The 12,514-nt window shown below is 64.9% G+C and carries 11 protein-coding genes; 3 read left to right on the top strand and 8 right to left on the bottom strand.

What is annotated here, in order from left to right; all coding sequences use genetic code 11:
• The 4 genes from ACRECS_RS16135 to ACRECS_RS16120 all read right to left on the bottom strand — a co-directional run bounded on the left by ACRECS_RS16135 (window position 1) and on the right by ACRECS_RS16120 (window position 3,315).
• Window positions 1-954 (bottom strand): FAD binding domain-containing protein, encoded by a 954-nt coding sequence (locus ACRECS_RS16135; RefSeq protein ID WP_431583973.1) that lies wholly within the window; start codon window positions 952-954, stop codon window positions 1-3.
• Window positions 951-1,610, bottom strand: coding sequence for an aldehyde dehydrogenase iron-sulfur subunit PaoA (paoA, locus tag ACRECS_RS16130; protein ID WP_431583972.1), 660 nt, complete (start codon window positions 1,608-1,610; stop codon window positions 951-953). The genes ACRECS_RS16135 and paoA overlap by 4 nt, the downstream gene beginning before the upstream one ends.
• Window positions 1,611-1,902: 292 nt before the next feature.
• Window positions 1,903-2,832: a MerR family transcriptional regulator gene (locus tag ACRECS_RS16125; protein ID WP_431583971.1), complete on the bottom strand. Its 930-nt coding sequence runs from the start codon at window positions 2,830-2,832 to the stop codon at window positions 1,903-1,905.
• Window positions 2,833-2,958: 126 nt separating this feature from the next.
• Window positions 2,959-3,315, bottom strand: a complete 357-nt coding sequence (locus tag ACRECS_RS16120) for a VOC family protein (RefSeq protein WP_431583970.1) — start codon at window positions 3,313-3,315, stop codon at window positions 2,959-2,961.
• 196 nt (window positions 3,316-3,511) lie between these two features.
• On the opposite strand from ACRECS_RS16120, the gene ACRECS_RS16115 reads away from it, so the two are divergent.
• A complete protein-coding gene (locus tag ACRECS_RS16115) occupies window positions 3,512-4,039 on the top strand; it encodes a TetR/AcrR family transcriptional regulator (RefSeq protein WP_431583969.1) in 528 nt (175 codons plus the stop codon).
• Window positions 4,040-4,062: 23 nt separating this feature from the next.
• Window positions 4,063-4,383 carry a hypothetical protein gene (locus tag ACRECS_RS16110; RefSeq protein WP_431583968.1) on the top strand — a complete coding sequence of 107 codons (321 nt, stop codon included), beginning with the start codon at window positions 4,063-4,065 and terminating at the stop codon, window positions 4,381-4,383.
• 19 nt (window positions 4,384-4,402) lie between these two features.
• Here ACRECS_RS16110 and ACRECS_RS16105 read toward each other — a convergent pair whose 3' ends face one another.
• Together ACRECS_RS16105 and ACRECS_RS16100 are read right to left on the bottom strand one after the other, a co-directional pair.
• A complete protein-coding gene (locus ACRECS_RS16105) occupies window positions 4,403-6,217 on the bottom strand; it encodes a DUF885 domain-containing protein (RefSeq protein ID WP_431583967.1) in 1,815 nt (604 codons plus the stop codon).
• A 123-nt stretch (window positions 6,218-6,340) separates the two neighbouring features.
• Window positions 6,341-6,727, bottom strand: coding sequence for a RidA family protein (locus ACRECS_RS16100; RefSeq protein WP_431583966.1), 387 nt, complete (start codon window positions 6,725-6,727; stop codon window positions 6,341-6,343).
• Window positions 6,728-6,914: 187 nt separating this feature from the next.
• On the opposite strand from ACRECS_RS16100, the gene ACRECS_RS16095 reads away from it, so the two are divergent.
• Entirely contained in the window at window positions 6,915-7,244 is a 330-nt protein-coding gene (locus tag ACRECS_RS16095; RefSeq protein WP_431583965.1) for a ribosomal protein L7/L12, read from the top strand.
• A gap of 388 nt (window positions 7,245-7,632) precedes the next feature.
• On the opposite strand, the gene ACRECS_RS16090 is transcribed toward ACRECS_RS16095, so the two are convergent.
• Together ACRECS_RS16090 and ACRECS_RS16085 are read right to left on the bottom strand one after the other, a co-directional pair.
• Window positions 7,633-9,903, bottom strand: a complete 2,271-nt coding sequence (locus ACRECS_RS16090) for a beta-glucosidase (RefSeq protein WP_431584015.1) — start codon at window positions 9,901-9,903, stop codon at window positions 7,633-7,635.
• Window positions 9,904-10,045: 142 nt separating this feature from the next.
• On the bottom strand, window positions 10,046-12,505 hold the full coding sequence (locus tag ACRECS_RS16085; RefSeq protein WP_431583964.1) for a TonB-dependent receptor: 2,460 nt from the start codon (window positions 12,503-12,505) through the stop codon (window positions 10,046-10,048).
• Window positions 12,506-12,514: the final 9 nt, after the last annotated feature.

Here is a 12,514-nt window from a genome sequence, read left to right as displayed (position 1 = left end):
TCAGCCTCTCGCTTCGGCGAACACCGCGCCGAGCGTGCGCTCGACCAGCGGCAGCTTGAACGCGTTTTGCGGCGTGGTGCGCGCGCCCGTCAGCACGCCGGCGGCAGTGGCTTTCGCGCCGCTCGGAATGTTCGCCTCGGCCGCCTCGACTCGCCACGGCTTGTGCGCGAGGCCACCAAAGGCAAGCCGCCCGCTACGTCCGCCCGGCTCGATCACTGCCGCGACCGAGATCAATGCAAAGGCATAGGAGGCCCGGTCGCGGACCTTGTGATAGGAATGCACGCCGCCGATCGGCGCGGGCAGGGTGACGCCGGTAATCAGCTCGCCGCGGACCAGCGCGGTTTCGACCTCGGGCGTGGCGCCGGGCAAGCGGTGGAAATCGGCGATCGGGATCGATCGTGCGGTGCCGCTGGCATCGACCGTCTCGACTTTCGCATCGAGCAGCCGCATCGCCACCGCCATGTCGCTCGGATGTGTGGCGATGCACTGGTCGCTGGCGCCGAGCACCGCGTGAGTGCGGTTGAACCCGCCGATCGCGGCGCAGCCCGCGCCGGGCTGGCGCTTGTTGCACGGCTTGGTCGTGTCATAGAAATAGGGGCAGCGGGTGCGCTGGAGCAGATTGCCAGCGGTGGTCGCCTTGTTGCGCAACTGGCCCGAGGCGCCGGCGAGCAAGGCGCGAGACAGCACGCCATAATCCTTGCGCACGCGCTTGTCGGCGGCAAGGTCGGTGTTGCGCACCAGTGCGCCGATCCACAGCCCGCCCTCCGGCGTCGCCTCGATCGTGTTGAGCTTCAGATGGTTGACATCGACCAGATGCTGCGGGGTTTCGATCTGCAGCTTCATCAGGTCGAGCAAATTGGTGCCGCCGGCAATGAAGCGGGCGCCGGGATTGCGGGCGACCATCGCCGCGGCCTCGGCCGGGGTCGCGGCGCGCTCATAGGTGAAGGCTTTCATGCTTTCACTCCTTTCCTGGCCTGTTGCCCGGCAACGTCCTGCATCGCGTCGATGATGTTCGAATAGGCGCCGCAGCGGCAGATATTGCCGCTCATCCGTTCGCGCATCTCGTGTGCGGTCATTTGCGGCGCGGCGACGATATCGCCACTGACATGGCTGGGAATGCCGTCGCGGATTTCCTGCAGCACCGACACTGCCGAGCAGATCTGGCCCGGGGTGCAGTAGCCGCACTGGAAGCCGTCATGCTGCACGAACGCGGCCTGCATCGGATGCAGGTCGCCGGGCCGGCCAAGCCCCTCGATCGTGGTGATCTCGTCTCCGTCATGCATCACCGCGAGCGTCAGGCAGCTATTGATCCGCCGCCCCTCGACGATCACCGTACAGGCACCGCACTGGCCATGATCGCAGCCCTTCTTGGTGCCGGTCAGCTTCCAATGTTCGCGCAGCGCGTCGAGCAGGGTCGTGCGCGTGTCGAGATCGAGCGCGCCGGCCTTGCCGTTGACCTTGAGCGTGACCTTCATGGTCGGCGGCGCCGCGGCGGGCGAGGGCGGGGCCTCGGCCAGTGCAGCGGCGGGCGCGGAGGCGACCGCGACGCCGGCCACACCGGTGCCAAGGATACTGCGCCGGGTCATTTCGAGGGTCTGGGGATCGGACATGAGCGATATCGGCCTTTCGTCCTGAAGGGCGCCATTCCGAATGACGGGGATGTGCGCCCGATACAGGTGAACATCATGCTCCAACGCGGGCCCGATGTGAACGATCCCGAGGGACAATGTACGACAATTTTTTCGCACGGCGGGCGGGGGAAGGTTATGCGGCCCTTGCCCACCCCGTTCGTGCTGGCCGCGTGCCTTGGCAGGCAGTCGAAGGGAGTCGTTCTTCCCCTGGTAAGAAAGAACAGGACTTCGACGAGCTCAGCCCGAACGGGGAGAGGGGGGCGCCTTACGCTCAGGCCGGGACGGCCGCCTTCATCGCATCGTTCAACCAGGCCCAGGCCCGGCTTTCGGCCCGGGTGATCGTCTCGCCGCGTAATTGCGCCAGCAGCTCGCGATAGCGGCCCATGCGGCCCGCCTGTTTGTCATATTGGGCGATATGCCAGTCGATAAAGGCGCGATCGGGCGTGCGGCCCATCGCCCGGGCGGATGTCCGCAGCCAGTCCTGTGCGATCGCCCGCCCTTCCGCACTGTCCGGTGCGAGATCCTGATCGACTGCCCGCGTCGCTGCCTCATAGGTGTTCAGCGATGCATCGCGATACGCCGCCGGGTCGAGCGCATCGGTCCAGAAGGCGCTGGTCTCGGCGCGCAATTCCTGGGCGAAGCTCTCGTCTTCCAGCATGGCGGCGATCTCTTCCCATGCCGCGATCTGTTCCTCGGTCGGGTCTTCGGGCAGGTCGGGGACGCTTGTCTCCACCATCCGCTCGCGCCAGTCATCGTCGATCGGCGCACCGTCGGCGATCCGGTCGACAAAGGTTTCGACACGGGCGCGCATCTGCGCGTTGCTCAATCTGCTCATGGTCCAAAGCCTCCTTAAATCATTAGCGTCAGGGTCTGGGACGCGAAGCGTGGCACGAAGGACAGCGGCGGTCCTGCGCTTGGCCAGGATCTCGGTTTCGAGCATGTCGAGCCGGGTGCGCAGGACGTCCCGGAGCGACAATTGGCTGCGCAGCAATGTCTCGATTGCCGCGAGCCCGACACCCGCATCGCGCAGCGCCCGAATGAGATCGAGCCGCGCGACATCGGCATCCGCATAGAGCCGGTAATTGCTGGCCGACCGGATGTTCGGCGGCAGCAGGCCCTTGTCGGAATAGAAACGGATGCGCCTGACCGACTGACCCGTCAGGCTCGCCAATTCGCCGATCGTGTACAATTTCACTCCCATGGCGACTCGATTACGGTCTCCACCAAGTGGAGGGTCAACAGCAAAATTGGCGGGGATTCCCTTCAGGGGATGTACTTCTTGTTCCCCGGCCTTCGCCGGGGAAGCAATTGAAAATTACATGTCGACCTAACCGACCGCGCGCCCGATCCGCACCAGCGTGCCGCTTGGGTCGCTGACGGCGAATTCATAAGTGCCCCAGGGCTTGAGGTGCGGGGTGCCCTTTTCGATGATCAGGTCGCGCACGCGGTCGGCGACCGCATCGACATCGTCGACATAGAGATACAGGCCAAAGGGATTATGCTCGATATGCGCCGGCCATCCGGCGACCTTGTTCAAATGCAGATGCCAGCCCTTGCCGTCGGCGAGGATGCGGTAATCGCCATAGTCATTCTCCACCTCGAAGCCGAGCGTGCGGTAGAATGCTTCGCTCGCGTCGAGATCATTGCTCGGCAGGATCGCGGTCACCCGGTGCGTCTCGGTCATTCGCTGTCTCCCTTGGCAACCCTATCTCTATGTCGTGCCGGACAGGATCGCGACCGATAAAGCGCGGTACAATCCGTTTCCGGACGATCGCCCCAAAATGTCCGGCGCCCGCGCGCGAACGGCGGTTAAAAAGCGCGGGCGCATCGTGTATCCTCAGGCGATGAGGCCGGGAAACGAAGACGATCCGGATCGCCGGGTGCGCCGGACGCGGGCGGCGGTGGTCGACGCCTTTATCCGCCTGATCTTCGCGCGTCGCTATGACTCGATCCGCACCGCCGACCTGATCGCCGAGGCCGATATCGGCCGCTCGACCTTTTACGAGCATTTCCGCGGCAAGGACGATGTGCTGGCCGCGGTGATCGATCCGCTGTTCGTGCCGCTGGCCAATGCCGCGACCGGCCGCGCCGGCGTGGTGCCGGTGCGAATGATGCTCGATCATCTGTGGGAACAGCGAGCTCTGGCGCGCGTGATCTTCGATCCGGACCGCCTGCCCAGATTGCAGCGCAAGCTGGCGGCAATGATCGGCGAGCGGCTTGAGCGCACCATGCCGGACACCACGTCGCGCGCGCTGGTCGCAACGGCGGCCGCGGCGGCGCAACTGGCGATGCTCCGCCTGTGGCTGGCCGGCGAGGTCGCCTGCCCGGCGGCGGTGCTTGCGCTGCTTCTGATCAATGATCTGCCGGTGAAGGTACCGGGGCGGGAGCCGTTAGACGCGATAGTCTGATCAGGAATCGATACGCAGAATACATGCCTCGCCTGTTCCGCTTCGTTGCGGACGTCGCCGGCATGATGGATAATGGCCGCATGACTTATGCCCTGGACATTCTTAAAGCGGCGCATCGCCATAGCAGCCGTCATCGGGGCGAGCTGGAATGCAGTGCAATCTGCGGCTGCTTTTATTGCCGCAAAACCTATATTGTGGCGGAGATCGACGACTGGCTGGATGAAGGAGACGGTACGGCGTTCTGTCCGCATTGCGGGATAGACTCCGTGATCGGCTCCGCCTCGGGCTATCCGGTTGCCGAGCAGCCGTTCCTGCACGCGATGCACGCTTACTGGTTCGCATAGCCGCCGCCAGGTCCGGCCCTCAGCCCTTCTTCAGTACCGCTATCCGCTGGTCGATGCGGCGCTCGAGTATGCTCAGCGGCATTGCGCCTTCCTTCAATATCTCATGGAATTGCTTGAGGTCGAACCTGTTGCCCAGCATCGCCTGCGCCTTTTCGCGGGCGCGGGTCCAGGCCATGTGTCCGACCTTGTAGCTGCAGGCCTGGCCCGCCTGGGTGCAATAGCGTTCGACCTCGCGCTGGGTGCGCGGCTGGGCGAAGCCGGTGGTCGCGACCATATAGTCGGTTGCCTTTTCGCGGCTCCATTGCTTGGCATGGATGCCGGTATCGACCACCAGCCGCGTGGCGCGGAACAGGAAGGACTGGAGATAGCCGGCACGTTCCAGCGGCGAGCGATACGCCTTGAGTTCGTCCGCCAGCTGCTCGGCATAAAGCGCCCAGCCTTCGGAATAGGCAGAGAAGAAGCCGATCTTGCGCAAGGTCGGAATGTCCTTCGATTCCTGCGCGAGGCTGATCTGCAGATGATGGCCCGGCACGCCCTCATGATAAGTCAGCGAGGGCAGGGTATATTTCGGCCAGTCGCCGACATCCTTGAGATTGACGAAATAGATCGCCGGCCGCGCGCCATCGAGCGAGGCGCGGTTGTAATAGCCGTTCGATGCGCCGTCCTGGATCTCGACCGGCACCGCGCGGATTTCCAGCGGCTGGGTCGGCACGGTTGCGAAGGCTTGCGGCAGCCGCTCGTACATCGCCTTGACGCCCTCGTTCAGCCCGGCAATCAGCTCGGCGCGGCCGGCCGGCGTGTTGGCGTAGAGCTGATCGGCGGCGACATTGAGCTTGGCGAGCCGCTCACCGACTGTGCCCGTGGTATAGCCCTGCGATTTCAGGATCGTGTCGAGCTGCGCGGTGATTTCCGCCACTTGCGCCAGACCGATGCGGTGCACCTCGTCGGGGCTCATCATGGTGGTGGTCGCCTGGTTCAGCGCCATGGCATAGATCGCGTCGCCATTGGGCACCCGCCAGATGCCGTCGCCCGCTTTTGTGCCGGGCTTGAGCTTCTCGATCAGCGCGATCTGGCGGTCGAGTGCTGGATAGATTTTGCTCTCGACGATCCGGGCCGCCTGGGCTTGCCAGTCGCCGGCAATGGTCTTGGCCGCGGCGCGTGTGACCAGCGACTGGACGATGCTCGACGTCGCCGCCGGCTGTCCGCGCAGCTTGCGCATCTGGCCCAAAGTGAGGTCGAGCGACCAGCCGGGCGCGAGAAAGCCCTTGGCCGCCTCGGCCTCCTGCAATGCGCTTTCCTGGTCGAGTACCGTCGCGAACTGATCGAGCCGGGCGAGATAGGCATCGGCATCGGGCCTGGCATTGATGGTGTGTGCGGTGTTGAGAAAGTCGGGCACGGAGAAATAGGCGCCGCCCTGCTGGAAGATGCGATAGGGGCGGATCGCGCTGTCGATGCCGAAGGCATCGGCCGAGGCGATCTGCGTGCTGAGCGAATAGCGCACCACTTCCAGGTTGAGCTGCGCCGGCGGCGACAGGGTGACCATGTCATATTGGGCGAGACGCGCGAGCGCGGTCTTGGTCTGCGCCACATCCGCGGCGCGCTTCTCCGCGGTGCGCGGCGACAACCGGCTCTTGGCGCCCGCCAGCGGCCCCTTGTCGAGGCCGAGCGAGGTGGCGAATTCAGGTGACCGCGCGACCGCCTGCTGGAAGATCTCTTCGAAATCGGCATTAAGCGCGGCATCGGCGCCTGTCCCGGCTGCGGCCAGCACCGTGCCCGGCAGGGTGGCGGCAAGCGCGGCGATGCCGCCGGAAGCGAGGAACTGGCGACGATCCATGACGGGCGACCTCTCGATGGGCTGTTATCGGCTCAGTCTAGGCGAGCGCGCGCCGCGTCCGCCAGCGACATTTGGCGGATTGGCGCAGATTTTGATATTGGCGGCGCCGGCGTCGCGCAGCCATCATGCTGCGGCAACCACCTCAATCTCCACCAGCCATTCGGGCAGCAATGTCCTGACGACGATCGCCGTTGTCGGAACGCGGCGGTCGCCGAGCGCGCGACAGCGGGCGGCCGCATTGGCCTCCGCAAAATCATGGTCAGTGAGGTAGCTGGTGAGGCGAACGATATTGTCGACCGTCATCTCGGCTTCGGCGAGAATGCGGGTGATGTTCTTCCAGATGAGGATAAGCTGGTCGTCCAGATTCTCGGGCGCGCTACCCGCTTCATCCAGCCCCATCGTACCGCTCAGATAGAGAAATCTGGTCGGCGCGATGACCTCCATCGCATGCACGTAATCGTCACTGGCCGGGTAGACTCCAGTGATGGGATTTCGCGGTATCATGCGCATTTCATTGTCTCCTTTTCGCCATTGGGAATCGTACGATGGTTCTTGCGCAAATCCGAATGCCGCGTGTCGTTTCCCGCCGGCAGAGCAGAATGGATCAATAGCCGATACGGCGTGACATTTCGGCGTTCAGTGCGTTGAATGGCGGCGTCGCGATATAACGTAGTCGTCAATTGCACAGGAGCCAGATGTGTTCGTTCCTCTTCCCATCCTGATCGCCCTTGGCGTCGTCTTTGTGATTCTGCTCGCGCTGGTGCTGCGCCGCTCGCGCGTGCGCGATCCGCTGCTTGGTGGGCAGCCGCCGGTCTATCGTCCGGTGCCGACACGCTATCAGCCGCCGGCGAGCGCCGCGGTCGATGTATCGGGCAGCGAGCCGAGCCATGTCCTGTCGCCCGAAGTCGAGGCGCAGGTCATCGCGCTGCTCTCGGCCGGCCGCAAGATCGAGGCGATCAAGGTCGCACGCGAGGCGACCGGGCTCGGGTTGAGGGAGAGCAAGGACTTGGTCGAGGGGCTGGAATAGCGCCGGCCCGCAGGCGATTCAACGCCGCTGCGAGATGCCGCAAGGTGAGGTCGGACGAGATGCCTGCCGGCGGTCGTCCGGCTCTTTCTCATGGTCATGGAACAGGGGCGGTCACCCCTGTTCCGATGGAAATGACCCCTGTTATTGCGCTGTCCCACCCCTGTTATCGATAACAGGGGTGGGAGAAGGTAAGGTGCTGGAAACGTGAGGGGAATTCGGCCGCGGAATCCAACTTAACAGGGGTGGGTTTTTTTATTCGTCGCGGAACAGCGGTGAACCTTGTCGCTCGAAGGTCGCATCTTCGCACCAGCGGTGCCCCGCAGACATGCTCTTCAAGCCAAAGTGCTTCCCCGGCATTTTCTGGTCAAAAGCGCCAACGCACCCCGCGTCACTTCCCGAAGCGACGCTCCGTCAGCGTACCCTGCGCGGTGATCCCGCCCGTGCCGCTGGCATCCTGCGCCAGCACGACGCGATAGGATCCGCCGGCGATATGCCATTGATGCCCGGCATCGTCCCAGTTGGCGAGGATGCGCGGTTCGGCGGTGAGCGTGACATGGCGGGTCTCCCCCGGCTTCAGCGTGATGCGCTGGAACGCGGCAAGGCGCGGCGCGCCATCGGCACGTGCGACATAGATCTGCGGCACATCGGCGCCGGCCCGGGCACCCTTGTTGGTCACGTCGAAGCTGATCGTCAACGTCTGGCCGCCCGCGACCTTCAGATTGGCATAGCCGAAGCTGGTATAGGTCAGGCCATGGCCGAACGGGAATAACGGGGTCAGCTTCTTCGCCGCATACCAGCGATAGCCGACATCGCTGCCCTCCTGATACTCGACCGGGAAAGAGACCGGTGCGGCACCCTTGCCACCGTCCGAATTGGCGGCGGCAACACGGTCGGCCGCGGTCTTCAGAGTCGACAGGCCGACCGGCTCGGGGCGCGGTGCCTGATCGGCCGAGCGCGGGAAGGTGATCGGCAGGCGGCCCGACGGGTTGACCGCGCCGAACAGTATATTGGCGATCGCCTCGCCGCCACGCTGGCCGGGATACCAGGCCTGGACCACGCCATCGACCTGGTCGATCCACGGCATCAGTACCGGGCCGCCGGTTTCCAGCACCACGACGGTCTTCGCATTGGCGGCGGCAACCGCGCCGATCAGCGCGTCCTGATTGTCGGGCAGCGCCAGCGTTTCGGCATCCTGTGCCTCGGTCTGCCACTGAGTGGCGAAGACAATGGCGAGATCTGCGGCCTTGGCTGCGGCCGCGGCGGCAACCGGATCGCTGCCGTCGATGAAGGTCACCTCGACGCCGGGCGCGAGCTTGCGGATCGCGGCGAGCGGGGAGGAGGCGTGATAGGTGACGCGCGCGAACGAAGCCGCCGCGCCGCTGGTCAGCGGGATCTCGACCGGCGCACCGCCGACCGAGCGGACTTGCGACGACCCGCCGCCCGACAGCACGCCGACATCGGCATGGCCGCCGATCAGCACGATGCGCTTGGCGGTCGCGGCGAGCGGCAGCAGGTTCTTCTCATTCTTGAGCAGCACGATGCCGGCTTCCGCCGCGGCTTGCGAGACCTTGGCATTGGCCGCGTAATCGATCGGCCGTGCGGTTTCGGGCATCGGATGATCGAGCAGGCCATTCTCGATCATGCCGGTCAGGATGCGCGTGACCATCTCGTCGAGCCGTGCCTGTGGCACGCTGCCATCGGCCACGGCGGCGGCGAACGGGGCGGCGAAATAGGGCTGCTTGTCGAGCTCCTTGCCCGATTGCTGGTCGAGCCCGGCAATCGCCGCCTTGGCGGTCGAATGCACGCCGCCCCAGTCGGACATGACCCAGCCCTTATAGCCCCAATCCTTGCGCAAGATGTCGGTCAGCAGCGCCGCATTCTCGCACGCCCAGTCGCCATTGACCTTGTTATAGGCGCACATCACCGAGCCGGGCCGGCCGCGTTCGATCGCGATCTGGAAGGCGAGCAGGTCGCTTTCGCGCAAGGCGGACGGCGTGATCCGCGCATCGAGCAGCATGCGCCCGGTTTCCTGCGAATTGAGCGCGAAATGCTTCACCGTCGAGACGATATGGTTGCTCTGCACGCCGCGGATCGCTTCGCCCGCCATCTCGCCGGCGAGCAGCGGGTCTTCGCCGAGATATTCGAAATTGCGCCCGTTCCACGGATCGCGCGTCAGGTTGACGCCGCCGGAGAGCAGGATGTTGAAGCGCTTGGCGCGCGCTTCCGACCCGATCATCGCGCCGCCCTGATAGGCGAATGATGGATCGAAGGTCGCGGCGGTGGCGAGCCCGGCGGGAAGCGCAGTCGCGACATCGCCCTTGCGCTGTTCGACCTGATTGGCGACGCCGAGGCTCGCATCGCTTTCACGCTGCGTCGGGATGCCGAGCCGGGGGATCGGCGGAATGTGGCCGGCGGACGGGATCATGTCGGTCGGCGAACCGGGTTTGCCGGTCGCGTGCGGCGGGAAGAAGCTGAAGACGAGCTGGAGCTTCTCGGCCTGAGTCATCGCCTTGACCAGTTTGGCTGCGCGGGCTTCAGCATCAGTGCTGGCGGCGGCTTTCGCGGCAGGCGCACGCTTTGCGGTGCGGGCATCGACCATTGCCGGCATCGCTGCCGAGACCAGCATGGCGCCGATTACGGCCCGGGTTCTGAAACTCATCATGTCATGTCGCCTTCCACATGCCGACAGCCGGACGCCTCCGGTGATTCAGGAGGCGCCGGCGGTGGGCTTTACGGACAAAAAGGCGGGCAAGACCGACAGGGGGGAGGGGAGGGGTGGTCTTGCCCGCCTGGTCTATCAATCAGAACGATGCCTTGATGCGGGCACCAATGGTCCGCGGCGATTGATAGACCGAGAGGAACACGGGGTCATAGCGCGTCGGGCCGAAGGTGCTGGCGCCGGTGCGGATCTTGCGGTCCTCGACATTCTGCACGAACGCCTCGATGCTGAAGCTGTCGCCCGGCGCCGTGTAGCGGAGCGACAGGTCGCTGCGCGTATAGGCCTTCTGGCTGTCGAAGCCGTCGCCATAGACCACCACCTGGCCAGTGGTCAGCGTGCGCGGTTTGAAGTCGCCGTTGAAGTAAGTGAGGTAGCTCTTGGTCTCGTAATGGATCGTGCCGCGTGGCGTGATCCGACCGCCATTGGCGAGCACGAAGTCATGCTCATAGCTTGCCGTTGCCGAGAAGCGCGGCGCGTGCGGCAGCTCATTGCCTTCCAGGTCGCGCGCGGCGGCGGTGTTGCCGCCATCGTCAAAGCGGCCATCGATCGCGACCAAAGTGTCGAGCCTGGTCTTCTGCAGCGTGCCGGCGAATTGCAGCCGGTCATGATCGGTCAGGTTGGCGTTGAGCTCGGCCTCGAAGCCGTATGCCTTGGCGCCCTTGGCGTTCTGCGTGCCGACCTGGCTGCTGATCGTGTTGCCATTGGCGTCGCGGATCGTGACCACCTGGTTGACCTGATAGCCGCGGAAGTCGGAGTAATAGGCCGCGAGGTTGAGGGTCACGCGGCGGTTGAACAGCCGGCTTTTCAGGCCGACCTCATAGTTGGTGATCGTCTCCGGGTCGGTGGTCTTGCCGCCGTCCTGGATGTTGCCCGATTTGAAGCCGCTGCTGATGCTCGCATAGCCAAGCATGCCGGGCGAGAGGTCGGCATCGACGCGGGCGAGATAGGTCAGCTTGTTCCAGCTGCCTTTCACGTCATTGTTCGAGATCGAGAAGGCGCCCGCCGGGAACAAGGCGAGCAGTTCTTCGGCCGTCGCATTGGGGTAGGCGCCGAAGAAATTGGCGGTGCAGATCGGGCTGGTCGGCGTCGGGCAACCAAAGCCGGTGACGTTACGCCCGCCGATATCGGCCTTCTTGTCATGAGTGTAGCGCAGGCCGCCGGTCAGGCGAATAGAGTCGGTCGCGTGCCAGATGACCTGGCCGAAGCCGGCGAGCGAGTCGATCGTGCGCTTGGCCTGGATGAAGCTGCCGACAAAGGCGCGCGTGCTGCCGTCGCGATAGCCGTCGCGCTGGTCGACATCGAAGCGGATGCTGTTGTTCTCATGCGAGTAATAGGCGCCGATGATATAGTCGAAGCGGTTCTCGCCGGTCGATTTCAGCTGCAGTTCGTGGCTGGTGAAATCATAGCGCGACTTGACCGTGCGGTTCTCGCCGAACGCGCCGAGATAGAGCTGCTGGCCGGTCACCGGGTCGAAGCCGCCGGTCGGTGGCAGTGCGCCGGCATCGGCATCGGCCTGGGTGCTGCCGCCGAGGCGCGAGAAGCCGGCGATATAGCTGATCTGCGCATGGTCGCTGATGTCGAGGTTCATCGTGCTGCGCACCGCAACCGAATAGCGGTCGGTGTCGGGCGCGGTGTCGCTGAGCGTCGAGAAGAGCCTGGTGCCGGGACGCGGCGTCTGCAGCAGCGAGATCACCGGCGCGCCCTTGTCGAGGAAGCCTTCCGCGCTGAGGTTCCAGCTGAAGCGGTCGCTCGGCTGCCATAACAGGCTCAGCCGGCCCGACATCTGGTCCTGCGCGTAATATTTCTTGCCGGTGGTTATGAAGGCGGAGCGGTCGACATTGGGCACGTTGGGGGCGGCCTGGAAATCGGCATAGCCGTCATGGCGCTCGGTGACGAAGGCGAAGCGCGCCGCCAGCGTGTCGCTGATCGGGATGTTGATCGCGCCGCGCGTGCCGATGCGATTGTAATCGCCGACGATCGCCTCGGCATAGCCGCCAAGCTTGTCGAAGGTCGGCTTGGCCGAGATCAGGCCGACCGCGCCGGCGGTGGCGTTGCGGCCGAACAGCGTGCCCTGCGGTCCGCGCGACACTTCGACGCGCTCCATATCGTACATCAGCACGGACGCGCCCTGCGCGCGCGGCGAATAGATGCCGTCGATATAGATCGCGACCTCTGGGTCGGCGACTTCAGTGAAGGCGGTGTCGTTGCCGATGCCGCGGAGTGTCAGCAGCACCGCCGACTGGTCGCCCTGCTGGTTGAATTGCAGGCTCGGCACGAAGCGCGCCAGGTCAGTGATGTTGTTGACCTGTTGCCGGTCAAGCGTCGCCTGGCTGAAGGCCGAGACCGCGAGCGGAGTCTTTTGCAGGCTGGTCTCGCGCCGCGTTGCGGTGACCAGAATGTCGCCTTCATCCACGGGCGTCGCCGCAACTGCCGGATCGGCCGCCTGCTCGGCGGGCGCCGGCGCGGTCTGCGCGAACGCAGGCGCTGCGACAAGGAACGAAGTGGCGAGCATGGTGCTCGCGGCGAACAGAGACCGTTTCATGAAATCCTC

It is taken from the genome of Sphingomonas sp., from assembly GCF_050725575.1.
In the GTDB taxonomy this organism is placed as follows: Bacteria; Pseudomonadota; Alphaproteobacteria; order Sphingomonadales; family Sphingomonadaceae; genus Sphingomonas.
This window is presented reverse-complemented; position numbering and strand designations above follow the sequence as displayed.

Excerpts from the sequence above, each read along its gene's own strand:
- ACRECS_RS16135 (WP_431583973.1), bottom strand. The coding sequence starts at position 954 with ATGAAAGCCTTCACCTATGAGCGCGCCGCGACCCCGGCCGAGGCCGCG.
- paoA (WP_431583972.1), bottom strand. The coding sequence starts at position 1,610 with ATGTCCGATCCCCAGACCCTCGAAATGACCCGGCGCAGTATCCTTGGC.
- ACRECS_RS16125 (WP_431583971.1), bottom strand. The coding sequence starts at position 2,832 with ATGGGAGTGAAATTGTACACGATCGGCGAATTGGCGAGCCTGACGGGT.
- ACRECS_RS16120 (WP_431583970.1), bottom strand. The coding sequence starts at position 3,315 with ATGACCGAGACGCACCGGGTGACCGCGATCCTGCCGAGCAATGATCTC.
- ACRECS_RS16110 (WP_431583968.1), top strand. The coding sequence starts at position 4,063 with ATGCCTCGCCTGTTCCGCTTCGTTGCGGACGTCGCCGGCATGATGGAT.
- ACRECS_RS16105 (WP_431583967.1), bottom strand. The coding sequence starts at position 6,217 with ATGGATCGTCGCCAGTTCCTCGCTTCCGGCGGCATCGCCGCGCTTGCC.
- ACRECS_RS16100 (WP_431583966.1), bottom strand. The coding sequence starts at position 6,727 with ATGCGCATGATACCGCGAAATCCCATCACTGGAGTCTACCCGGCCAGT.
- ACRECS_RS16090 (WP_431584015.1), bottom strand. The coding sequence starts at position 9,903 with ATGAGTTTCAGAACCCGGGCCGTAATCGGCGCCATGCTGGTCTCGGCA.
- ACRECS_RS16085 (WP_431583964.1), bottom strand. The coding sequence starts at position 12,505 with ATGAAACGGTCTCTGTTCGCCGCGAGCACCATGCTCGCCACTTCGTTC.